Annotated in this window: 21 protein-coding genes and 3 pseudogenes; 10 read left to right on the forward strand and 14 right to left on the reverse strand. The window is 70.6% G+C overall.

Annotation, left to right across the window (positions count from 1 at the left end):
• Window positions 1-29 precede the first annotated feature (29 nt).
• From ACFVUT_RS25000 to hemL, 3 genes are all read right to left on the reverse strand, one after another.
• A complete protein-coding gene (locus ACFVUT_RS25000) occupies window positions 30-1280 on the reverse strand; it encodes a hypothetical protein (protein WP_389653977.1) in 1251 nt (416 codons plus the stop codon).
• A gap of 493 nt (window positions 1281-1773) precedes the next feature.
• Complete coding sequence (locus tag ACFVUT_RS25005) at window positions 1774-2466, reverse strand: histidine phosphatase family protein (RefSeq protein WP_389653979.1); 693 nt, start codon at window positions 2464-2466, stop codon at window positions 1774-1776.
• Window positions 2463-3779: a glutamate-1-semialdehyde 2,1-aminomutase gene (gene hemL, locus ACFVUT_RS25010; protein WP_389653981.1), complete on the reverse strand. Its 1317-nt coding sequence runs from the start codon at window positions 3777-3779 to the stop codon at window positions 2463-2465. Before hemL ends, ACFVUT_RS25005 begins: the two co-directional genes overlap by 4 nt.
• Before the next feature lie 129 nt (window positions 3780-3908).
• On the opposite strand from hemL, the gene ACFVUT_RS25015 reads away from it, so the two are divergent.
• Window positions 3909-4499 (forward strand): hypothetical protein, encoded by a 591-nt coding sequence (locus ACFVUT_RS25015; protein WP_389653983.1) that lies wholly within the window; start codon window positions 3909-3911, stop codon window positions 4497-4499.
• 203 nt (window positions 4500-4702) lie between these two features.
• Here the strand turns inward: ACFVUT_RS25015 and ACFVUT_RS25020 are convergent.
• The 5 genes and pseudogenes from ACFVUT_RS25020 to ACFVUT_RS25040 all read right to left on the reverse strand — a co-directional run.
• Window positions 4703-5092 (reverse strand): annotated as a pseudogene (locus ACFVUT_RS25020) (helix-turn-helix domain-containing protein); the annotation flags it as partial.
• 46 nt (window positions 5093-5138) lie between these two features.
• A complete protein-coding gene (locus ACFVUT_RS25025) occupies window positions 5139-6143 on the reverse strand; it encodes an NADPH-dependent F420 reductase (RefSeq protein WP_389653985.1) in 1005 nt (334 codons plus the stop codon).
• On the reverse strand, window positions 6067-6447 hold the full coding sequence (locus ACFVUT_RS25030; RefSeq protein WP_389654129.1) for a nuclear transport factor 2 family protein: 381 nt from the start codon (window positions 6445-6447) through the stop codon (window positions 6067-6069). The genes ACFVUT_RS25025 and ACFVUT_RS25030 overlap by 77 nt, the downstream gene beginning before the upstream one ends.
• A gap of 24 nt (window positions 6448-6471) precedes the next feature.
• Window positions 6472-7398: pseudogene (locus tag ACFVUT_RS25035) on the reverse strand (SDR family oxidoreductase); the annotation flags it as partial.
• A 95-nt stretch (window positions 7399-7493) separates the two neighbouring features.
• Window positions 7494-8117 carry an NADPH-dependent F420 reductase gene (locus ACFVUT_RS25040; protein ID WP_389653987.1) on the reverse strand — a complete coding sequence of 208 codons (624 nt, stop codon included), beginning with the start codon at window positions 8115-8117 and terminating at the stop codon, window positions 7494-7496.
• 193 nt (window positions 8118-8310) lie between these two features.
• On the opposite strand from ACFVUT_RS25040, the gene ACFVUT_RS25045 reads away from it, so the two are divergent.
• Complete coding sequence (locus ACFVUT_RS25045) at window positions 8311-9222, forward strand: LysR family transcriptional regulator (protein WP_389653989.1); 912 nt, start codon at window positions 8311-8313, stop codon at window positions 9220-9222.
• Between the two features lie 277 nt (window positions 9223-9499).
• Here the strand turns inward: ACFVUT_RS25045 and ACFVUT_RS25050 are convergent, their stop codons facing one another.
• Complete coding sequence (locus ACFVUT_RS25050) at window positions 9500-9937, reverse strand: hypothetical protein (protein WP_389653991.1); 438 nt, start codon at window positions 9935-9937, stop codon at window positions 9500-9502.
• 55 nt (window positions 9938-9992) lie between these two features.
• Here ACFVUT_RS25050 and ACFVUT_RS25055 point away from each other — a divergent pair, with 55 nt between their 5' ends.
• Both ACFVUT_RS25055 and ACFVUT_RS25060 read left to right on the forward strand, forming a co-directional pair.
• Window positions 9993-10412 carry a hypothetical protein gene (locus ACFVUT_RS25055; protein ID WP_389653993.1) on the forward strand — a complete coding sequence of 140 codons (420 nt, stop codon included), beginning with the start codon at window positions 9993-9995 and terminating at the stop codon, window positions 10410-10412.
• A gap of 34 nt (window positions 10413-10446) precedes the next feature.
• A pseudogene (locus tag ACFVUT_RS25060) lies at window positions 10447-10665 on the forward strand (hypothetical protein); the annotation flags it as partial.
• Between the two features lie 147 nt (window positions 10666-10812).
• Here the strand turns inward: ACFVUT_RS25060 and ACFVUT_RS25065 are convergent.
• On the reverse strand, window positions 10813-11373 hold the full coding sequence (locus ACFVUT_RS25065) for an NAD(P)H-dependent oxidoreductase (RefSeq protein ID WP_389653995.1): 561 nt from the start codon (window positions 11371-11373) through the stop codon (window positions 10813-10815).
• Window positions 11374-11496: 123 nt separating this feature from the next.
• Between ACFVUT_RS25065 and ACFVUT_RS25070 the strand changes: the two genes are divergently transcribed.
• Entirely contained in the window at window positions 11497-12150 is a 654-nt protein-coding gene (locus ACFVUT_RS25070) for a TetR/AcrR family transcriptional regulator (protein ID WP_389653997.1), read from the forward strand.
• On the opposite strand, the gene ACFVUT_RS25075 is transcribed toward ACFVUT_RS25070, so the two are convergent.
• Window positions 12125-14770 carry a glycoside hydrolase family 65 protein gene (locus ACFVUT_RS25075; RefSeq protein ID WP_389653999.1) on the reverse strand — a complete coding sequence of 882 codons (2646 nt, stop codon included), beginning with the start codon at window positions 14768-14770 and terminating at the stop codon, window positions 12125-12127. The genes ACFVUT_RS25070 and ACFVUT_RS25075 overlap by 26 nt on opposite strands.
• Window positions 14767-15531: an HAD family hydrolase gene (locus tag ACFVUT_RS25080; RefSeq protein WP_389654001.1), complete on the reverse strand. Its 765-nt coding sequence runs from the start codon at window positions 15529-15531 to the stop codon at window positions 14767-14769. Before ACFVUT_RS25080 ends, ACFVUT_RS25075 begins: the two co-directional genes overlap by 4 nt.
• 326 nt (window positions 15532-15857) lie before the next feature.
• Here ACFVUT_RS25080 and ACFVUT_RS25085 point away from each other — a divergent pair, with 326 nt between their 5' ends.
• The 3 genes from ACFVUT_RS25085 to ACFVUT_RS25095 all read left to right on the forward strand — a co-directional run bounded on the left by ACFVUT_RS25085 (window position 15858) and on the right by ACFVUT_RS25095 (window position 18372).
• Window positions 15858-16319, forward strand: a complete 462-nt coding sequence (locus tag ACFVUT_RS25085) for a Crp/Fnr family transcriptional regulator (RefSeq protein WP_389654003.1) — start codon at window positions 15858-15860, stop codon at window positions 16317-16319.
• 101 nt (window positions 16320-16420) lie between these two features.
• Window positions 16421-17422: an Acg family FMN-binding oxidoreductase gene (locus ACFVUT_RS25090; protein ID WP_389654005.1), complete on the forward strand. Its 1002-nt coding sequence runs from the start codon at window positions 16421-16423 to the stop codon at window positions 17420-17422.
• A 56-nt stretch (window positions 17423-17478) separates the two neighbouring features.
• Entirely contained in the window at window positions 17479-18372 is an 894-nt protein-coding gene (locus tag ACFVUT_RS25095) for a universal stress protein (protein WP_389654007.1), read from the forward strand.
• Window positions 18373-18537: 165 nt separating this feature from the next.
• Here the strand turns inward: ACFVUT_RS25095 and ACFVUT_RS25100 are convergent, their stop codons facing one another.
• The gene (locus ACFVUT_RS25100) at window positions 18538-18846 is read right to left on the reverse strand and encodes a hypothetical protein (RefSeq protein WP_389654009.1); all 309 of its coding nucleotides are present in this window, start codon (window positions 18844-18846) and stop codon (window positions 18538-18540) included.
• A gap of 240 nt (window positions 18847-19086) precedes the next feature.
• Between ACFVUT_RS25100 and ACFVUT_RS25105 the strand changes: the two genes are divergently transcribed.
• Window positions 19087-19404: a hypothetical protein gene (locus ACFVUT_RS25105; RefSeq protein ID WP_389654011.1), complete on the forward strand. Its 318-nt coding sequence runs from the start codon at window positions 19087-19089 to the stop codon at window positions 19402-19404.
• Here the strand turns inward: ACFVUT_RS25105 and ACFVUT_RS25110 are convergent.
• Window positions 19337-19909, reverse strand: a complete 573-nt coding sequence (locus ACFVUT_RS25110; protein ID WP_389654013.1) for a TIGR03086 family metal-binding protein — start codon at window positions 19907-19909, stop codon at window positions 19337-19339. The genes ACFVUT_RS25105 and ACFVUT_RS25110 overlap by 68 nt on opposite strands.
• A gap of 87 nt (window positions 19910-19996) precedes the next feature.
• Here ACFVUT_RS25110 and ACFVUT_RS25115 point away from each other — a divergent pair, with 87 nt between their 5' ends.
• On the forward strand, window positions 19997-20833 hold the full coding sequence (locus ACFVUT_RS25115) for a DUF6597 domain-containing transcriptional factor (protein ID WP_389654015.1): 837 nt from the start codon (window positions 19997-19999) through the stop codon (window positions 20831-20833).
• Window positions 20834-20910 lie beyond the last annotated feature (77 nt).

The raw sequence follows: 20910 nt of genomic DNA on the forward strand, positions 1-20910 counted from the left end.
ACCCCCCTCGGTGCCCGTAAAGCCCGTTGTCAGGGCTGTTTAAAGAAGGCGTTCCAGCCACCTGCGGGCGCCTGACCGACCTCCAGTGTACGGAGCTTGTCGAGCACCTCCGGGCTCTGGACGTCGAGCCAGTCGACGAACTGCTTGAAGGAGACGAGCCGCACATCCGGCTTCCCGGCGATTTCCTTGAGCGTTTCCTCGACCGCGTCCATATAGATGCCGCCGTTCCACTCCTCGAAGTGGTTCCCGATGTAGAAGGGCGCGCGATTCGTCGTGTACGCGCGGTCGAAGCCGGCGAGATACGAATCGGCGGCCTGCCGGCGCCAGCCGGGATAGCGCGAGGGCATGCCCTTGGTCGAGTTCAGCGACTGGTTGGCGAGGATGTTGTAGTCCATCGAAAGGACTTCGAAGGTGTGCCCGGGGAACGGCATGGCCTGCAACGGCAGGTCCCAGACGTCCTGGCGTTTGCTGGGCCACACCTGGGTGCCGCCGGGCGAGCTGGCGTCGTAGCGCCAGCCGAGCCGGCTCGCCGTGGGCAGCAGATTCTCCTGACCGAGCAGACAGGGAGCGCGTCCGCCGACCAGTTCCTTGCGGTAGTCGAAAGGCAGCGGATCGAGGTCGCTCCAGCCGGTGTTGGTGCGCCATTCGGTCACAAAGGAGACCGCCTGATCGATTTCGCTCTGCCACTGGGAGGCCGACCAGTTCGCGACCGATCCGGAACCGGCGCAGAAATGCCCGTTGAAGTGGGTGCCGATCTCGTGCCCGTCGAACCATGCCTGGCGGACGTACTTCAGCGTCTCCTTGATGTGCTCGTCGGTCAGATAACCGATGTCGGAAGCGCCGATCGGATTGTTGGGCGGCCGGTACATGGACTTCTTCGACTCGGGCAGCAGATAGAGGCCGGAGAGGAAGAAGGTCATCGACGCTTCATGATCCCTGGCGAGTTCGAGAAAGCGTGGGAAGAGTCCGTTGCCGACCTCGCCGGCCCCGTCCCAGGAAAAGATCACGAACTGCGGCGGAGTCTCACCGGGTTCGAGCGGAACCGGTGCGGAGGGCTGGTGCGGCTGCTTCCCGGTGTCCGCGGTGGAACCGTCCCCGATCGCGCGGACGTCCTTCTCCGCGGGTCCGGTCCCCCGGGTGTGACCGTCGGCGCCCTTCTCCCCCGTGTTCCCGGTATTCCCCGACAGGCCCGAGCCGGAGGAACCGCATCCCGCCAGACCGATGGCCGCGGCGGTCCCGACCCCGGCTCCGAGCAAACCTCTCCGGCTGATATCGCGCATGAGTGCCCCATCTGCGGTCGTTTCGCCTTAAAGCTATACAAACTGACAATCGCTTAGATGGCGGAAGCAACACGGGGGTTCCGTGATTCAGCAGATTTTCTTTGCACAATCGACCCCGGCCCCCGGCCGCCCCGGATCCCAGCCGGACCGGCCCCGGCCCCGGACGCAGACGCAGACGCAGACGCGGACACAGGCGCGGACACAGGTGCGCACACGGGCGCCGGCAGGACGCACGCCGGAGTGAGCCGGGCGCGGCGGGAGCGTGGCTCGACCGCCGACGGCGCGATCAGCCCGGCTGCGAGAGTCCGGTCCCGTGGCGGAAGCACGATCGCCGGACGGGCGAAAGAATCGAGCCCGTCCGGCGATCAAGGACAGCACGGCCATGGACGGCCGCGGAAGGGCCGAGGGCCCGGGGACGTGCGGGCGCGCGGAGCGCCCGGGGACGTGCGGGCGCGCGGAGCGCCCGGGGACGTGCGGGCGCGCGGAGCGGCCCTCAGGCGCCGAACGCCTTCGACTTCCCCTTCACCGGCTTCGCCCCGGCCCGCAGGTGCGCGGGCACCAGATCCCGCGCCGGCTCCGTGTAACCGACGGACACGATCTTGTCGCCCTGGTACGTGAAGCTGGTCAGGGACGCCAGCGTGCACTGCCGCTTGCGCGGGTCGTGCCACAGCCGCCGCCGCTCCACGAAGCTGCGCACGATCCAGATCGGCAGCTGATGGCTGACGCACACCGCCTCATGGCCGCGCGCCGCGTCACGCGCGGCGTCCAGGGCGCCCATCATCCGTACGACCTGCTCGATGTACGGCTCGCCCCACGACGGCCGGAACGGATTCGTCAGGTGCTTCCAGTTGTCCGGCTTGCGCAGCGCCCCGTCGCCGACCCCGAAGGTCTTGCCCTCGAAGACGTTGGCGGCCTCGATCAGCCGCTCGTCGGTGGCGAGGTCGAGGCTGTGCGTCTTGGCGATCGGCGTGGCCGTCTCCTGGGCGCGCTCCAGCGGGGAGGCGACGACATGGGTGATGTCGCGCCCCTCCAGGTGCTCGGCGACCCGGTCGGCCATCTGCCGGCCGAGCTCGGAGAGGTGGTAGCCGGGGCGGCGCCCGTAGAGCACGCCCTCCGGGTTGTGCACCTCGCCGTGCCGCATCAGGTGGACGACGGTGATGTCCTTGCGGTTCTCGTTCTCGCTCATGCGGTGGCCTCCGATGCGGCGCGGGCGGCGGCGGGCAGGGCGGCGGCGATGCGTTCGACGGCCTGCGTGTCGTGGGCGGTGGAGACGAACCAGGACTCGAAGGCGGACGGCGGCAGGTAGACGCCCTGCGACAGCAGCGCATGGAAGAAGGCGGTGAAGCGGAAAGCTTCCTGCTGCTTCGCGTCGTCGTAGTTCCGCACCGGCCGGTCGGTGAAGAAGACGGAGAACATGTTGCTCGCCGCCTGCACGGTGTGTGCCACGCCCTCCTTCGTGAGCGCGTCGCCGACCAGGCCGCGGATCTCCGCGGAGACCGCGTTCACCTTCGCGTACGCGGCGTCGTCGAGCAGCCGCAGCTGGGCGAGACCGGCGGCGGTGGCGACCGGATTGCCGGACAGGGTGCCCGCCTGGTACACGGGACCGGCGGGGGCGAGGTGCGCCATCACGTCCGCACGGCCGCCGAAGGCCGCGGCCGGAAAACCGCCGCCCATGACTTTGCCGAAGGTCATCAGGTCGGGCCGCACCCCGTCGATGCCGTACCAGCCGGCCTTCGAGGTACGGAATCCGGTCATGACCTCGTCGGAGACGTAGAGCGCTCCGTTGGCGGCGCACAGCTCCTTGAGCCCGGCGTTGAAACCGTCCAGCGGCGGGACGACGCCCATGTTGCCCGGCGACGCCTCGGTGATCACACAGGCGATCTCGTCGGGCTGCGCGGCGAACGCCGCCCGCACGGCGTCGAGGTCGTTGTACGGCAGCACGATCGTGTCGCCGGCCTGCGCGCCGGTGACCCCCGGGGTGTCCGGAAGGCCGAAGGTCGCGACCCCGGACCCGGCGGAGGCGAGCAGCGCGTCGACGTGGCCGTGGTAGCAGCCGGCGAACTTCACCACCTTGGCGCGGCCGGTGAATCCGCGGGCGAGACGGATCGCGGACATGGTGGCCTCGGTGCCGGAAGACACCAGCCGCACCTGCTCCACGGGCTCGACCCGGGCCACGATCTCCTCGGCGAGCGCGACCTCGCCCTCACCGGGCGTACCGAACGAGGTGCCGCGGGCGACAGCCTCCTGAACTGCGGCGATGACCTCGGGGTGGGAGTGGCCGAGAATCATCGGCCCCCACGAGCACACGAGGTCGACATACTCACGACCGTCCGCGTCGGTGAGGTACGGACCGGTACCGGACACCATGAAGCGGGGCGTACCGCCCACGGCCCGGAAGGCACGGACGGGAGAGTTCACGCCGCCGGGCGTCACGAGGGACGCGCGGTCGAAAAGCGTCTGCGAAACTGGGGCGTCATAGGGAAAGCTCACACCAGCCATGGTGTCAGAGCCACGGGCGGTCTTGCGGACAGGTGTTTCACCGCACGCCGGTGGGGGAGGTCACTGACACGATGATCGGGTTGCGCGGCGGGGGCTGTGTCTCCTAAGTAGTAGTCGGGTGGATGAGATATGCATCGCGGTGGCGGAGCGGGCGAAGGGGCCGGCGACCTGGGGCCCGAGCCTGCCCGGCGGGGTCGGCATCGGCGCGAGGCCGGACGCGAACAGGGCATACAGGCCGGTGGTGCGCAGGGTGTCGGAGCCGGGAGCAGGAGTGGTGGCCGGGTGGGGGTGACCTACAAGTACTTCGGTGCCCCTGACGGGGCCACCGCGGCGCGTGTGCCTATTTCGATGCGCCCCGAGGAGCTCGGCGGCGACGAACTGGGCATGGGCGGCATGTTCACCAAGATCAAACCGGAGACGGTGGCGGCCATGGTCCTCACCGGCATCCAGGGCATACCCCTGCACAAGGTGCCCCCGCTGGAACTGGTCGTACTGCACCCCGACTACGCGGTGGTGAAGCTGCCGATGACGGTCGTCGACCCGCTGCGCGGCGTCGGCGAGGAGTCGGTGGGTGCCGCGGCCTTCATCTGGTCCACGGTCCCGGACCGCGGCGGCCCGCGCGACGCCTTCAACGTCTACCAACTGCTGCACGAATGGCAGGATTTCAGCCATCGTCTGCATGACGCGGGACATCAGGCGTACTGCCTGGTCTGGCCCTGACCCGGGGTTTCCTGGGGAGCGGGCGGGTTTCGGACCCCGCCCTCGTCATGCGCCGGGAGCGGTCGTCAGGCGGCGGGTGATGCGGTCGCCGAGGTCGGCGGTAACGTCTACTGCCTGTTCCCTTGGTCGGCTGGGAAGCACGTTCGTGGAACCGACCTGTCGCCGGCGCAGGCGTCCCAGCTCGGCACACACCTTGCGGGACTTCATGCGGCGCTCGGCCGTGCTGCCGATGTTGCCGGTCTGCCCACTCTGCCGACATCGGTCACCGCTGAGGTGACGGAGCCTGGACAAGCCGTACAGAAGGCCGACCGGCTTGCCGGAGCGGTGTCAGCCCGAGACGCGGGCGACCCCTTCGCACGCCCGTACGGCTGGTCAGCACGCTCACCCGGAACAGGGTCCAGAGCTCGTTCGGCGGACACCGCCCCGCGCAGCAACTCCTGTTTCAGTACGGCGAACTGCTCCGTGCTCACCTTCGGGTGCTTGGCCGGCCCTGCACAGTGCAGGCCGGCGATGCCCTTCTCTCTCCATGCCCGCCTCCAGCGTTCGACCGAACGCAGGCTCACCCGCAGGCCCTTCGCGATATCCGTGTTCTTCTCGCCCCGCTCGAAGCCCTCTACCGAGGCCCGCGCCCATTTACGGTTACCGCATTGCGGTGGCCAGTGCCGCGCGGATGGCGTCCTCGCCGACCGGCTGGCCCTTCTCGTTCGAGGTCGGCCCGTACGGGATCCCCCACACCGGCGTGTCCGTCGCCTGCCGCCAGCTGTCGGCCAGCGGTCCCGCGTCCACCACGCTGTACCCGATGGATTCGATGAACTCGGTCACCGCCGCCTTCGCCGGCGCGGAGTCCCCGGCGATCGGCAGGCAGGAACGGTCGGCCGCCCCCGCCGGGCGGGCGAGTGACAGCAGGTGCTTGAAGAAGATGTTGTTGAACGCTTTCACGAGCATGGCGTCCGGGATGTAACCCAGCAGCAGCTCGCTCGAGGTGAGCGACTTGCTGTCGAGCTCGGGGATGTGCCCGTCACGCTCGGGGCCGTAGTTGCACGTGTCGATGACCGTCTTCCCGGCCAGTGGCGCGCCGGGCAAGTCGGGGAACGCCTTGACCGGCACCGTGACCACGACGATGTCACCGGCCGCCGCGGCCTCCCCGCTCGTCGCCGCGGACGCCCGCGGACCCAGTTCCGCGGCCGTGTCCGCGAGCGTTTCGGGACCGCGCGAGTTGCTGAGCACGACCTGGTGCCCGGCCTCGATGGCGAGCCGCGCGATGGTACTGCCGATGTTGCCGCTTCCGATGAATCCCACAGTTGTCATATTCCGTCCCTCCAGAAGAGCCGTATCCTTGTCATCTGCCGGACTCGTTGCGGTTCGGGTTCCTCGCTGTGCGCGGTGTTGGCAATCCGCACGACCGAAGACCGCACTCCCCGCTCGGGGAGGCCAAGGCCGACTGGCGAAACCAGGTGGTCCGCCTCGTCCGCTTCCGCTTCCGCTTCCAGTACCACCGTGAGCTCTCGGGCGGGCACCGCGTCGTCGCCGAGTACTCCCCGCGCAACCGTGCTGTGTGTTCCGTGGGTCAGCCGTACTTGACCAGGTCGTTGACGGCCTGGGTGTCTTTGTAGAAGGCGTTCGCGCCGTAGATCCTGCCCTCACGCACCGTGTAGTGCTCCACAACCTCCATCGGCAGTCGACGCCCGCTCTTCCGGGAGACGAATACGAGGTTGAGCCGCATCTCCACTACCTCGCCGGCTTCGATGACGGCGTAGTCCCGCATAATCATTTCTGCCGAAGTGTTGATCGCGCCTTCCAGTCGTGCGAACCCGTCGGGTCCTTGCCACTGCCCTGACCAGGGCAGGGTCTCGGCCTCCTGCCAGACCGCCTCCTCGTCGACCATCTCCAGGGCCCCACTCAGGTCACCGGCTTGCATGCGGGTCACGAACTTCTCCAGCGTCGCCACATCGTTGTTGCCGGCTGAGGTGCCGGCGGGGAAGTAATGGCCGTTGTCCAGATCGGCGAGCAGGCTGGGTTGAGCAGGTTCCCAGCCGAGGTTCTGGCGGGTGATGAGGTTGGACGCCGGGTAGTTCTGCGTGACGATGTTCGCGAGGAACCCGAAGTATCCCGGCACCATCAGCTCGTCCGCGGGAATGCTCACCGCGGGCAGGCCCAGGCGGCTGCCCATGGCCTCGGCGATCTCGCGGAACGGGATACCCCCATCCTCAACCGCGTGCCAATATCTGCCAGCCGGACCCTTCTCCAGCGCCAAGCGGAACAACGAGGCGACATCGCGGACGTGCACGGCGTTCCACAGGTTCGCGCCGTCTCCGGGGTAGCCGGCGAAGCCCTTCTCCTTCGCGAGCGCGATCAGCATGGGGAGGAAGCCGGCATCGGTCGTGCTGTGCATGATGTTGGCAATCCGCACCACCGAAGAGCGCACTCCCTGTTCGGCGAGACCGATTACGGCGGCTTCCACGACATTGCGAACCCGGAGGGTGCCCTTGTGCTCATCACCGACGGAAAGGGCCGGGTCCTCCTCGGTGGCCGGCCGGCCCAGCTTCCCGGGCGACCCTATGCTCCCCGCCGCGACGAGCGGCTTTCCGGTTCCCGCGAGTGCCTCGCCGTACGCGAGCATGATCGGGAGCTCCGCGGCGGCCACGGCGTCCATCCCGCCGGACGGAAGCAGGTCTTGCCGGTGCGCGACGTGGACGACGCCGTCGGAATCCGCAGCCGCCTCCTTGAGCCCGTCGAGATCCTCGAGATCGCCGCGGCGCACCTTCGCGCCGAGCGCGGACAGCGCCGCCGCGGCCGTGTCCGATCGGGCCAGGCCGGTGACCTCGTGCCCGGCGGCGACGAGCTCGGGGATGATGTACGAACCGGAATGGCCGGTCCCGCCAGTCACGAAAACGCGCACTGCTGCTCCATGTGAGGGTAGGTGGAGGGGCTGTTCTTCTCGTGCCCTAGATCGACTGACGTGATGTGACGCGAGAAGTGGTGGTGCGGGCGCGCTCAGCCGGGACGGTTGACGCCGAGGGAGAAGTTGAAATTCCCCACGCCATGGCGGGCCAGACTGATCATCAGCAGGCCCGCCCCTTCCAGCCAGCGCGCCACCTCCAGGCCGCCGGCATCCAGCGGGCGCAGCCCGAGGCTCTCGATGAAGGCCGACACGCTCGCCTTGGCCCGCGCGTCATCGCCGGCGAAGAGCACGTCCAGCGGGCCGCCCTGGGCCAGGATGTGGCCGAAGACGGTATTGAACGCCTTCACGACGTACGCGCTCGCCGGGACGGCCTTGGCGATCTCCTGCGCGCCGGAAGTGCCGTCAGGGGTGACCAGCCCGGTGGCGTCGGCGTTGGAGGTGTTGGAGATGTCGATGACGACCTTGCCTGCCAGCGCGTCCCCGTACTGGGCGACGACCGGCACGGCGCTGGCATACGGCACGGCGAGGATGACGAGGTCGCCGGCCGGGGTGGTGCCGAATGTCCCGGCCGTGGCGCCGCCGCCGAGCGCGGCGGCCAGGTCCTTGGCCTTGCCCGCGTCGCGGCCGATGACCTCGACGGCGTTGCCGCCCTCGACCGCGCGGGCGCCTATGGCGCGGGCCACGCCCCCCAGGCCGATGATGCTGATACTGCTCATGGTGTGCTGCTTTCTGGAGTTGGACAGGACGCCATGCCGACCCCGTTGTTATCAACGGTTGTATGGTCGAGGCCGTCGGATGACGAGCCTGGACGGCGCTCAATTCCTGAGGTTGCCATCGGCCTGAGTGGCTGTCCAAGACCTCTTTCAGCGGCTGCGATACCCTGGAGGCATCGCCGGATCGGGGGGCACCATGGATCTGGACCTGCGCAAGTTGCGCTACTTCGTCGCCGTCGCCGACAAGCTCCACTTCGGCCGCGCCGCCGATGAGTTGCACATCGCACAGCCAGTACTCAGCCGGCAGATCCGCGCGCTGGAAAAGGATCTCGGCACCCCGCTGCTGACAAGGGACAGCCACGGCGTGTTGCTGACCGACGCCGGCAGGCAGCTGCTGACCGACGCCGTCCCGCTGCTGGCCTCCGCGCACGCGGCCCGCCGCCGGGTGACCGTGGCCGCGCGGGGCAGCCGGCGGATAACGGTCGGCTTCCGGGCAGGCATCGCGGTCGCCCCGGCGGTACAACTGTTCGCCACCCAGCACCCGGACGTTCTGGTGGACGTGCAACGGATCGAATGGGACGACCAGGCCCTGATGCTGCTCGACGGTCGCATCGACATCGGCTATGTGCGGCTGCCCATCGACGAGGCCGGCCTGCGCGTCGTCGCGCTCTACGCCGAGCCACGGGTGGCTGTGCTGCCCGTCGGCCACCGATTGGCCGACAAGGAGGAAGTCACCGAGGCCGACCTGGCCGGTGAGCCGCTGGTCTGGCATGCCGACACGAGCACGCAGCCCACCAGGCACCCGCACCCCAACGCCGGGTACCTGGCGCGCGGGGTGGACGAAACGCTCGAGCATGTCGCGGCCGGCCGGGGCATCTCATTCCTGGCCCGTTCGGCGACCGTGTTCTACTCACATCCGGACGTCATCTATGTGCCCGTCCCGGATCTGGCGCCCGACCAGGTGTGCCTCGCGGTGCCGGCATCGCGCATCTCGCCGGTGGTCGACGACTTCTTCACCGCAGCTCAGGCGGCGGCCGAGATCACGGCAGAATGTGGGAACTATGAAATGTGGCAGCGTGGAGGCGATACCGCTGCAAAGCACGGTTGAGCAGTTCGGCTGACAACAGCAGCGCCAACAGAGGGCGCGCGGCCACAGCAGAGGCGACGGCATTGAGCTCGGGGGCGGAGGCGATGTTGACGCACAGCGAGCCTTTCTCGGTAACGTCTCGTGACGGTTCGTGTCATGGTCGGGCGGTGCGGCCATGTCCGAGCTGGAGCAGGACGAGGGGTGTGGTGGCGAGCAGGGTGCGCTGTTGGTCGAGGTACGCGGGCAGGAAGCGGTGGACATCGGCACATCCTCACCGCACCGTGGAATGTGCCGAGCTTCAGCCGGGAATTCGTCCAGTTCCTCTCGGTCCCGGAAGCCTGGTGACCTGCTGAGCCGCTGCGGGTTCTTCGCGGGACTGCTCCAACTCCAGCGACAGCTCGGTGGCGGCGCGTACCAGGGCGTGAACCCGGTCTCGCTCCGCTGCGAGATCCGCCTTGGTCTTCGTCAGGGCTTCGCGCAGCACGATGTTCTCGTCGGCCATGTTCTGGACGACCTGCGGAGTGAAGTTCTGCGCCTTGGCCCGCGCCCGGAACTCATCCACGAGCTCCTTGTGATCGCCGTAGACGACGTCGCGCCGTAGCCCGCACTCGGCGATCAGCTCGGTCCCCGTGAGCTTTCCGACGGGCGAGCGCAGGGGCGTCCCGGCCAGTAGGCGTTCTGCGGCGGCGCGTATTTCCTGACGCTCGGCTTCCCGGTCTCGGTTCTTGCGCGTCATGCGACTCGACCGCTCTCGCATCGTCTGCGGGATCCGCGTACCGAGGAGGGGACCTGTGCCTGAAGCCCACGACCCGCTGCGGTCCCTGTTCAAGGAAGCCGCAGCCACCGGGCAGTCCCGCGCCCGTTCCGTTCCGCTCTCCCGCGTCACCGAGCGCGTGGAGCGCGTACGCAGGCGCCGGATCCTCGCGCTGGCCGTCGGAGCCTGCCTGGTCCTCTCCGGCACGGGCGCGGTCGTGACCGCGCTCCTGCCCGACAGTACGAACACCGTCGTCCCGGCGACGACCCCCTTCCCCCGGCCTTCTCCGCAGCCCTCCCCGCCGCACACCAGCCCGCCGCCGGTGGACTCCCCGACTCCCGGTACGAGCACGAGCGCGACCACGGGCACGCCGGGCTCATCAGCCACGTCGGGGGCATCGACCGCGCCGGGATCATCGGCCACGCCCACGCGGAGCCCGAGCAGCCCGCCCAGCTGACCCCTCCCTTCCTCCCGCCCCCGGCGACGCCCGCCCGGGGGCCGTGTACATCGGCCTCAGCCTGTGGGCCCTGGGTACGTCCTACTGGTACACGTCCGTCCCCCGCGCGACGCTGCTGTGGTGGCCCCTGTGGACCGGACTCGCCGCCTGGAGCCTGCGCCACCCGCGCGTCAGAACCGTGTACCTCGCGGTCGCGGCCCCCCTGATGACCGTCTTCGCCGTGACCTTCCTCTCCGGACGGTGGGCCGGCTGAGAGTGACGGCGGCGATACGAGGGGCCGGTGGCTGACAGCGGCGGCGATACGAGGGGGGCCGGCGGCTGACAGCGGCGGCGCGAGAGGGGCGGGCGGCGGCTGACATCGGCGGCGCGGCATCCTCGGCGCGCCGCCGAGCAGGAGAGGTCAGGCGGCCTCGGAAGCGGCCTGCGAGGTCACCTGGTTGATGACCTCGGTGAGCGCGGTGACGACCTCGGCGTCATCGGCGGGGTGCGTCTCGGCGAAGCGCGTCACGGAGCCGGGGATGGAGAGCTTGGCGTCCTCCAGGACCGCACCGCCCGCGATCCCGACGGACTTGCGGGCGTCGTCCTGCGCCCACACGCCGCCGTACTGGCCGAAGGCGGTGCCGACGACGGCGACCGGCTTTCCGGTGAGGGCGCCGGCGCCGAACGGCCGGGACAGCCAGTCGATGGCGTTCTTCAGGACGGCCGGCATGGTGCCGTTGTACTCGGGCGAGAAGAGCAGGAACCCGTCGGCGGCGCCGGCCGCCTCACGCAGCTGGGCGGCAGCGGCCGGGACGCCGCCCTCGACGTCGATGTCCTCGTTGTAGAAGGGCACGTCGGCCAGGCCCTCGTACAGCTCGATGTCGACGCCCTCGGGGGCGTGCTTGGCGGCAGCTTCGGCGAGCTGACGGTTGTGCGAGCCGGCGCGGAGGCTGCCGACGAGGGCGAGGATGCGTACAGACATGGGGAACTCCCGAAGGGCGGAGACTGGAGACTACGGAAACAAACGGACCAGGGTCCGTTGAAATTTGTACCACCTAAACGGACCACGGTCCACTTTCCCTTGCGGGGGCGCTACGCTGAGCCCATGACCGGTCCTGCTACCCCGCCCTCCGGACAGCCCGACCCCGGCGAGGCACGGACGGATCTCCCCCTCGCCCCGACCTGTGGACCGCCGCACCTACGTGCGGACGCGGCGCGCAACCGCACGCTCCTGCTGGACGCCGCTTCCCGGCTGCTGAGCGGGTGCGGGGCGGCGGACCTGACCATGGAATCGGTGGCCGCGGCGGCGGGCGTGGGCAAAGGCACCGTCTTCCGGCGCTTCGGCGACCGCACCGGCCTCCTGATCGCGCTCCTGGACCACCGGGAGGGGCAGCTCCAGGCGGCCTTCCTCTCGGGCCCGCCGCCCCTGGGCCCCGGTGCCCCCGTGGCGGAGCGGCTGCACGCCTTCGGGCCCGCCGTCCTGCGCCACGAACGCGATCACCATGCCCTGATCCTGGCCAGCCGGGCCGACCCGCTGCGCAACCACACCGTCCCGGCCCATCAACTGCGGCTCAGCCACGTCACGCTGCTGTTGCGTCAGGCACATGTGGACGGCGATCCGGAACTGCTCGCGCACACCCTGCTCGGCTCCATCGACGCCGCGCTCGTCCACCACCTCACCGAGCAGAGCGGCGTTCCGCTGGAGCGACTGGAGGAGGGCTGGCACCACCTGGTCACACGGCTCGGGGTGGCCGCGTAGACGGCCCTTCCCGGTCGGTGGCGGGCCCTTCCCGGTCCGTGGCGGGCAGGTCAGTGTCGGTGGCGGGCAGGTCGCCGGCGGCGGGCCGGTCGCTGGCGGTGGCGGCGGGCCGGGCCGGGGGCAGATCGAGCCATCGGGCGGTGCCCGGTGCGATCACATGGGTGTGGCCTCCCAGTACGACCCGGACGGCCTGGTCGTGCGACTCCGGCACGGCGATCCGGAGCCGTCGGGCGCGCAGGCGCAGGCTCACGTCCCAGTGCCGGCGGAATCTGAGGCGTACCCCGAATTCGGAGAGCTGGGGCAGTGGGGCGGGCGCGAGCCACAGGGCGTCCTCCCTGGTCTCCAGCCCCGTCATCCCGCGCTGCACGAAGTCGAGGGTGCCCGCCATCGCGCCGAGGTGGATGCCTTCCTCGGTCGTGCCGCCCTGGATGTCGGCGACGTCCCCGGTCAGCGCCTCCTCGCAGTAGGTCCACGCCTGCTCGGGGCGGGCGCGGGCGAGGACCCAGGCATGGACGAGGGAGCTGAGGGTGGAGCCGTGGCTCGTCCGGGCGAGGTAGTAGTCGATGGTGCCGCGCCAGGTGTCCTCGTCCAGGACGTGCCCGAGCCGCTTGAAGAGCCCGGCGAGTTCCTCCGGCGAGAAGAGGTAGCCGAGCATCAGCACATCGGCCTGTTTGGACGCCTGGTACCGGTTGACGGTGTCGCCCTCCGCCTCCAGGATGCGATCCAGCCGCCGGATGTCTCCGTACCGCTTCCGGTACCCCTCCCAGTCGAGCTCGTCCAGTTCTCCGTAACCGGCGAACTGGCTGATGACACCCTGGTGGTACGGGACATGCAGCCGGTGGGAGATGTCCTCCCAGCGTTCCGGTTCGGCGGGGTCGAGCCGGATCCGGTCGAGGAGCTGACGGCGCCGTGTGTCGGGCAGGGCGCGGTACACCTCCGTCGCACGTGACAGGACCCAGGCCGCTGTCACGTTCGTGTACGTGTTGTCGTCGAGGCCCGCGGCCCCGCTTCCCGGATAGGCGTCGTGGTACTCGTCCGGTCCGACGACACCGCGGATGCGGTACCGGGCCAGGGACGCGTCCCATCCGGCGCTGTCCGCCCAGAACCTGGCGATCTGCAGCAGCATCTCCGCACCCCGGGAGTACAGGTACTCCGTGTCGCCGGTGGCCTGGCAGTACTGCCAGACGTTGTACGCGACGGCCGAGCCGACATGGTGCTGCAGCCGGGAGTGGTCGGGCAGCCAGCGCCCCGAGTGCGGGTTGAGATGGAGTACCTGCGTCTCCTCACGTCCGGTGTCGGCACTCTGCCAGGGGTACATCGCCCCGGCCCTGCCCGCTCCGCTCGCCGCGTCGCAGGCGGCGGGCAGCCGCCTGTAGCGGTAGTCGAGGAGCCCCCGGGACACTTCCGGGAGGTGCAGGTTCAGGAACGGGAGGACGAACAGCTCGTCCCAGAAGACATGTCCCCGGTACGCCTCGCCGTGCAGTCCGCGCGCCGGCACACCGACGTCGAGTTCGGCGGTGTGCGGGGAGAGTGTCTGGAGGACGTGGAAGAGGTGCAGCCGGAGAGTGCGGCCTGCTTCGCCCGGGACCTCCAGCCGGACCTGCTGCCACAGGTCGGCCCAGGCCCGCTGGTGCGAGGACAGCAGGTCCGGGAAGTCCGGCGCCCGCCGCACCTCGGCCACGGCCGCCCGCCGGGGGCCGCCGATCGCGGGGTCGCGCGAGGTGTGGAGAGCCACGGTCTTGTCGACGACGGCGTCGGCGTCCGGGCCCAACGGGAGCACCAGCCGTTGGGAGACCGCCCTCTCCGTGAACCGGGAGTGCGAGCCGGGCTCCCCTTCTCCTCCGCCGCCGCCTTCCCCTCCACCCACGCCTGTGCCTGTGCCTGTGCCTGTGCCTGCTCCTGCTCCTGCTCCTGCTCCTGCTCCTGCCCCAGTGCCTGTCGGCGTGCGGGCCGCCAGCGTGCGGGCCGCCAGTGCGATACCGATGTCCGACTCCACCGTGCGGCACTTCAGCGACACCACACCGTCTTCTTCCGTCCGGGCGGCCCAGCCGGTGAGGTGCCGGTTCGACAGGTCCCGGTACCGCGCGACGCCGGAGTTGCGGACATCGCCGTCGATCCCCGCCTCCACCTCGATGGCACCCGCCCATCCCTCCGCCCGGAACACCGTGCGCAGGGCGGCGAGATGCGGATCGCCCATGTGCACCAGCCGGCACTGCTCCACCCGCAGCCGCCGGCCCGCCTCGTCCTCGTAGACGGATGACCGGGTCAGCGTGCCCCCGCGCAGATCGAGTGACTGGCGGTGTTCCGTGAGGGACGCGTGGTCCGGGGAGAGCCACGGTCCCGGGGTCGTCCCGGTGGGATGGATGCGGTAGCGCAACGGCAGCCAGTTCGGCAGGTTGACCAGGTCCTCGTTCTCCACCTCGCGGCCCCGGACCGAGGAGGTCAGCCGGTTGTAGCAGCCCGCCGCGTAGGTGCCGGGGTAGTGCCACCGGTCCGCGGGGGTCTCGGACGCGGCTCCGCGGGAGGCGAAATATCCGTTGCCGAGGGTGCACAACGCCTCGCGCAGCCGCTCCTGCCGCGGGTCGTAGCCCTCGTACGACCAGGTCCAGGCGGTGGTCATCGCTCGCCCCCGGCCGTCAGCAGATCCCCCGGGTCGGGCACCACGACGTCGGCACCGTGGCGGCGCAGCGCGGCGGCGCTGGTGGAGCTGCCCGTACGGTCCACCCCGACGACGAGTCCGAAGCCGCCGCGTGCCCCGGCCTCGACCCCGGCCAGCGCGTCCTCCACCACGGCGGTGTCCCGGACCGGGGTGCGCAGCCGCCGCGCCGCTTCCACGAAGAGCGCGGGGTCCGGTTTGCCGGGCAGCCGCAGCCGTTGTGCCTCGTTCCCGTCGACCACGGCCGCGAACCGGTCGGTGAGGCCGGCCCGCGCGAGCAGTTCCGTCGCGTGCCGGGACGCGGATACGGCGGCACAGGGCACCCGCTCGCCCCGCAGGACGTCGAGCAGCCGGACCGTGCCGGGCCAGACGTCGACCGGCTCGGTGCGCAGGCTCCGCGTGAACAGTTCGTCCTTGCGGGCGGCGATCGCCCACACCGTCGCGGTTCCCGGCGGGTCGTCGGGGCTGCCCTCGGGGAGGTCCAGCCCCCGCGACGCCAGGAACGCCGCGGCGCCGTCCCGGCGCGACCGGCCGTCGACGTGCCGGAGATAGTCGTCGACGACGTCGAACGGCCGCTGCCCTTCGACGGACGACAGACAGGCGTCGAACGCCTTCTTCCAGGCTGCGGCATGGGTCCGGGCGGAGTCGGTGATCACTCCGTCGGTGTCGAAGACCACGGCCCGCACGGAGCGCAGGCATGGTGCCAGGGACGGTGCGGCTGCCATGACCGGGGCGGTCCCTTCATCAGGGGCTCTTCTCATGGCACCACGGTTCCGGCGTACGGGCGCGGCATGGCCGCCGTACGGCTCACAGCACCACGGTTCCGGCGCAGGGGCGCGCGATGTCCTCCCTACGGCGCACGGCTGCACGACTGCACGGCCGCACTGCACGACTGCACGCCCGCACGGCCGCACTGCACAGCTGCACGGCCGCACGGCCGCACTGCACGGCTGCACGACTGCACGGCCGAGCGCCCCTTCGGAACCGCGCATATCGTTCACATCAGACAGTCACATCAGACAGTCGCGACCGGCCACGGACGGAGGTTCCCATGCCGACGGTCAGGAGTCTGCTCGACGTGATCCCGCCCGACGGCCGGGCCCGCCTGCTCGACGAAGCGGCACGGGACGTGCCTCTGGTCCTCGACCAACGCCTCTTCGAGGAAGGCAGACGGGCCGACCGCTTCTGGATCATCCGCTCCGGACAGGTGGAGGTCGACCTCCATGTGCCCGGCCGCCGGGCGGCCGTCATCGAGACGCTGGGCCGGGACGAGCTGCTGGGCTGGTCCTGGCTGTTCTCCCCGCACGTGTGGCACATGGGTGCGCATGTGATCCGGGCGGGACAGGCCGTGGAATTCGACGCCGCCGCCGTCCGCTCGCTGTGCGAGGCCGACGCGGCGCTGGGCCGGGCGGTGTACAAGTACGTCGCCGAGACGGTGGCGGAGCGGCTGTACGGAACACGGACGAGGCTGCTCCAGCTGTACGGTCCCCGGGCCGAGACCCCCGAACCCTGAACTCCGGGGTGCGTACGAGGGCCGAAGGTCCCATACCGCCGGACCGCCATCTGTTCCATGCTGGAAGGACCATCGACCGTTCCCGATCCGCGGGAGTTCCGATGCCCAGCCAGACACCCGATGACGCGACGCTGGCCGGCCTCGTCTCCGATGCCACCGCCGCCCCGTCCATGCACAACGCCCAGCCCTGGCGTTTCCGCTACACCCGCGCCGACCGGATCCTCACCGTCGTGGCGGACCTCGACCGCGCGCTTCCCGAGGCCGACCCCGCCACTCGCGCACTGCACGTCGGCTGCGGCGCGGCCCTGCTGAACCTACGGGTGTCCGCCGCCCACCACGGCCTGGACGCGGAGACCGTGCTGCTGCCCGATCCGTCGGCCCCGACCACGCTGGCAGCCGTCCGGCTGAGCGTCCGCCCCGACACACCGCGGAGGCCCGAGGACCAGGCGCTGGCGGCTCTCCACCCCGCGATCCGGGACCGGCACACCAGCCGGTATCCGTTCGACGAGCAGGCGGTCCCCGAGGACGTCCGTGCACAGTTGGCCGAAGCGGCCCGGGCCGAGGGCGCGGACTTCGCGTTCCTGGCCCCTCCGCACCTGCAGACCGTGCTCGAACTGATCCGGGACGCCGAGGGATACGACCGCGGGGATCCGGCGCGGGAGGCGGAGCAGGAGCACTGGACCCGGAACACGAGGACCGAAGCGCCCGTCGACGGAATCCCGGACTACGCCTTCGGCCCCCGCGATGCTTCCGGAGGCGCGGTCACCCGCGATTTCGCGGGAGCCCGCGTCCTCCCCGGCCGGGCCCGCGTCCCGTTCGAGAAGAGGCCGCAGCTGGCTCTGCTGAGCACCCCGGAAGACCACCCCGCGGACTGGCTGCGCGCGGGCCAGGCGCTGGAACGCGTGCTGCTCACCGCCACGCTCCGCCAGGTGTCCGCCTCGTTCGCGACCCAGCCCATCGAGTGGCCTGACCTGCGGTGGCTCCTGCGTGATCCGGTCTTCGGCACGGGGCACGCGCAGATGATCCTCCGCCTGGGATACGGGCCCACGGGACCGCGCACCCCGCGCCGCCCCGTGAACCAGGTGCTGACGATCGAACCGTAGGAGCACCCGGGCAGAGCCCGGCCGGGGTGAACCGAGCACGGAAGGCGGTGGGAGCGATGCGGCTCCCCGTAGTCGTCGGAGTGGACGGATCACAAGGCAGTCTCCGTGCCCTGGACTGGGCGGCGGCGGAAGCGGCCCGCTCGGCGCTGCCGCTGCGCCTCGTCCACGCGTCGCTGTGGGAGCGCTACGAGGGCACGCACGCCGCCTCCGACACCGGGCGTCCCACCGAGGAGATCGTCGCCGAGCAACTGGTCGCCACCGCTCAGGAACGCGCGCGGCGGGTCGACCCCGAGCTGAGCGTGGTGACCTCCGTACAGCCCGAGGATCCGGTGGCCGCACTCGTCAGGGAGAGCCACGAGGCGGCCCTTGTCGTCCTCGGCTCACGCGGCCGGGGCCGGATCGCCGGGATGCTCCTGGGGTCCGTCAGCCTCGCGCTCGCCGGCCGGTCCCACTGCCCGGTCGTGGTGGTCCAGGCGAAGGCGCCGGGCACCCCGCCGAAGCCGGGCCGGGTCGTCGTCGGAATCGGCAGCGCCGCGGGGCCCTCGGCCGCCGCCGCCTTCGCGCTCGACCGGGCGGCAGCACGCCATGGCGAACTGATCGCCGTACGGGCCTGGCGCGCACCCGCCCACGAGGCCATGAGCCACCCCCTCCTCACGGGCTCCCCGGCTGCCGCCCACCACCAGCAGGCCGAGGAACACCTCGACGAGGTCCTGGCGACGCTGGACCGCACCGATTCCTCCGAGGTCACCCTCCACAGGTCGGTGGTGCAGGGACCGGCGCACCAGGAGCTGATCGAAGCCGCCGCGGATGCGGAACTGCTGGTCGTCGGCGCGCGGCGGGGCAGTGGTTGGCGCGGACTCCATCTGGGCCCGGTGAACCACGCGATGCTGCACTACGCGCCCTGCCCGGTGGCCGTCGTCCCCGACGCATACCTCTCGTCCCGGGCCTGATCGGACTCCGGCGCGGGCCGCACCGAACGCGAGAAGGGCAGAACGCGGGAAGGACAGCGAGAAGGACAGAACGTGGGAAGGGCCGAACGCGAGAAGGACAGAACGCGATCCGTGCGCACGCCCGGACGGGCCCGGACCTCGGCGCAATCGCTACGGGCCGCCGGTTCACGGCGCCGAAGAAGCGCCCGTCCCCGTGTCTCCCGTGTCTCCCGCATCTCCCGCACTCGGTGCGGGTTCGGTGTCGGGGAGATACGTCGAAGCCGACCAGGGATCGTACGTCGGCGCGGGGCTCCACGGCGTGGGTTCCGGGGTCGCGAACGGACCCGAGCTCGTCTCCATCAGGATGAGCGCCACCGCGACGAAGAGCAGAGTGATCACGATCAGCGCGAGACCGACCGGGTTCCGAGGGTTGTAGACGTAGCGGCTCGTCCCCCACTTGCTCCGTATGAAGACTGGCTCATCGTCACGGTCCACAACTGGCATGGTACGTCGAACACTTGAGCGCTCGCAGCGTCCGGTCACGACGTGGACGACCCCGTACACGCCCTGGCGACCCGCCCCCCGTCCCTGGCGCCCCACCCACGTCCCCGGTGCCCCGCCCCCTCATCCCCCGCATTCGGCCATTCATTGGCCGAAGAACGATCTCCAGCCGGCCTGCCGATTCTGCCGATGCAGAAGACATCCATGTTCTTCCACGACGTGAGGAGGGCTGCCATGGGCGACGTTCTGCCGGCCCTGTCCATCCCTGTGCTGGTCTTCGCGGGCGGCATCTACGCGGCGTGCGAGAGCTGGTGGCGGCGTCGGCACCCGGCGCCGCCGTCCCCGTACACCCATCAGGCGGCACGGCTGGCCGAGCAGGCGATGCTGGTGGACGCCGAGGCCGTCGTCGACGGCGCGTACACGAGGCTGGGCGGCCTCTACGACGGCCCGGAAGCGCCCACCACGCAGGCCCCGGCCCCTGGCGTCACGCGCCGGGAGGCCGCCACCCCGGATCCCGGCCGGTCAGCGCCAGCACCTGCTCGAAGGGGCTAGCCCCGTCCGGTACGGGACGGGGCTCACCGAACACCTTCGCCTCCCGGGCCATCGGTGCCATCGCGGCCAGTCCGGGACCGATCTCCCCCAGCACGGCTTCGTCCGGAGCGAACTCCTGGCCGGTGGCGCGCGCCAGGTCCCAGGCATGCACGGTCAGATCGCCCAGCGCCATGTTCCCCACGGTCCTGGCCGGGAGCCCCATGGCCCCCGCCGTCCCCTCGTCCGCGCCGGGCACGGCCCAGGCCGCCACCAGCTTCGCCGTCTCCTCACCGAAGCGGGCCCGCCAGTCCCCCGTGACGGCGTCCGGCGCCTCACCGAACTCGACCTGCTCCCTGGCCGCCAGGGCCTGGAAGGTGACGACCACCTGGAAGAGATGGTTGACCAGGGCCCGTACGTCGTACTCCGCGCACGGTGTGGGCCCTGCAAGGCTGTTGTCGTCGATCCCGTCCAGTACGGGAACGGCCCGCTCGGCGGCTGCTTCCAGCAACTCACTGATCCTCTTCATGCTGCGACCCTGCATGCTGGAACGGCCCGGCGCATGAAGAAACGCGACACTGCCCCACCGAGTTCGTCACACCGTAGGATCGCCGCCATGGCAGCTCCTCGACGGGACACCCGGGGCATCGTCGACGCCCCCGATCTCTTCGCGCAGGTACGTTTCCGCCGCCGCGAGCCCGCCCCCGCACTGCGGCCGTACCTGGAGCACTACTGGCTCATCGACTGGGATCTGCCGAAGCCGTACGCCTCCCATGTGGTGCCGCACCCGTCCGTGAACCTGGTCTTCCAGCGGTACGGGACGGACGAGCACGATGCCGGGTTCGCGGAGGTCTCGGGCATCGGGCTGGAGCTGTTCACACAGAAGCTGGAGGGCCGGGGGCGGGTCTGCGGGGTGCAGTTCCGACCCGGCGGATTCCGCCCGTTCGCACCGGACCGACCGGTCTCGGAGTGGACGGGGAAGCGGCTCCCCGCGGACGAGGTCTTCGTCCCGCCCGCCCCGCCGTCGGCCGTGCTGGATCCGGCCGACGAGGATGCGCGGGTGGCCGCGCTCGACGCGTACCTGCTGCGGCTCGGCCCGGAACCGGACCCGCAGGCCGACCGTGCGATGGCCCTGGTCGACCTGATCCGCACGGACCGTACGGTGCTCCGCGTCGACGAGCTCGCCCGCATCGAGGGGCTGTCGCCGCGCTCGCTCCAGCGGCTCTTCGCCGTGTACGTCGGTGTCGGCCCCAAGTGGGTCATCCTCCGCTACCGCATCCATGAGGCACTGGAGCGGGCCGAGTCGGACCCGGCGGTGAACTGGGCGGCACTCGCCGTGGAACTCGGCTACAGCGACCAGGCCCACCTGATCAGGGACTTCACCGCCACGGTCGGCGTCCCGCCGACGGCGTTCGCCCCGCACCGGTCACCGAACGAGCCGCCCACCGGCTGACGCGGAAGCGCCGAACCGACTGACGCGGGAGCGCCGCACTGACGCGGGAGCGCCGCACCGGTCAGTGCCCGGGCCAC

Origin of the sequence: Streptomyces sp. NPDC058051 (assembly GCF_042885475.1) — a bacterium.
Taxonomy (GTDB): domain Bacteria; phylum Actinomycetota; class Actinomycetes; order Streptomycetales; family Streptomycetaceae; genus Streptomyces.

What these genes read in the sequence shown, in the direction of transcription:
- ACFVUT_RS25115 (WP_389654015.1), top strand. Translation starts at nt 19,997, where the DNA reads ATGGCAGCTCCTCGACGGGACACCCGGGGCATCGTCGACGCCCCCGAT.
- ACFVUT_RS25110 (WP_389654013.1), bottom strand. Translation starts at nt 19,909, where the DNA reads ATGAAGAGGATCAGTGAGTTGCTGGAAGCAGCCGCCGAGCGGGCCGTT.
- ACFVUT_RS25050 (WP_389653991.1), bottom strand. Translation starts at nt 9,937, where the DNA reads ATGACGCGCAAGAACCGAGACCGGGAAGCCGAGCGTCAGGAAATACGC.
- ACFVUT_RS25085 (WP_389654003.1), top strand. Translation starts at nt 15,858, where the DNA reads ATGCCGACGGTCAGGAGTCTGCTCGACGTGATCCCGCCCGACGGCCGG.
- ACFVUT_RS25070 (WP_389653997.1), top strand. Translation starts at nt 11,497, where the DNA reads ATGACCGGTCCTGCTACCCCGCCCTCCGGACAGCCCGACCCCGGCGAG.
- ACFVUT_RS25090 (WP_389654005.1), top strand. Translation starts at nt 16,421, where the DNA reads ATGCCCAGCCAGACACCCGATGACGCGACGCTGGCCGGCCTCGTCTCC.
- ACFVUT_RS25000 (WP_389653977.1), bottom strand. Translation starts at nt 1,280, where the DNA reads ATGCGCGATATCAGCCGGAGAGGTTTGCTCGGAGCCGGGGTCGGGACC.
- hemL (WP_389653981.1), bottom strand. Translation starts at nt 3,779, where the DNA reads ATGGCTGGTGTGAGCTTTCCCTATGACGCCCCAGTTTCGCAGACGCTT.
- ACFVUT_RS25040 (WP_389653987.1), bottom strand. Translation starts at nt 8,117, where the DNA reads ATGAGCAGTATCAGCATCATCGGCCTGGGGGGCGTGGCCCGCGCCATA.
- ACFVUT_RS25015 (WP_389653983.1), top strand. Translation starts at nt 3,909, where the DNA reads ATGCATCGCGGTGGCGGAGCGGGCGAAGGGGCCGGCGACCTGGGGCCC.
- ACFVUT_RS25080 (WP_389654001.1), bottom strand. Translation starts at nt 15,531, where the DNA reads ATGGCAGCCGCACCGTCCCTGGCACCATGCCTGCGCTCCGTGCGGGCC.
- ACFVUT_RS25005 (WP_389653979.1), bottom strand. Translation starts at nt 2,466, where the DNA reads ATGAGCGAGAACGAGAACCGCAAGGACATCACCGTCGTCCACCTGATG.
- ACFVUT_RS25045 (WP_389653989.1), top strand. Translation starts at nt 8,311, where the DNA reads ATGGATCTGGACCTGCGCAAGTTGCGCTACTTCGTCGCCGTCGCCGAC.
- ACFVUT_RS25095 (WP_389654007.1), top strand. Translation starts at nt 17,479, where the DNA reads ATGCGGCTCCCCGTAGTCGTCGGAGTGGACGGATCACAAGGCAGTCTC.
- ACFVUT_RS25105 (WP_389654011.1), top strand. Translation starts at nt 19,087, where the DNA reads ATGGGCGACGTTCTGCCGGCCCTGTCCATCCCTGTGCTGGTCTTCGCG.
- ACFVUT_RS25065 (WP_389653995.1), bottom strand. Translation starts at nt 11,373, where the DNA reads ATGTCTGTACGCATCCTCGCCCTCGTCGGCAGCCTCCGCGCCGGCTCG.
- ACFVUT_RS25075 (WP_389653999.1), bottom strand. Translation starts at nt 14,770, where the DNA reads ATGACCACCGCCTGGACCTGGTCGTACGAGGGCTACGACCCGCGGCAG.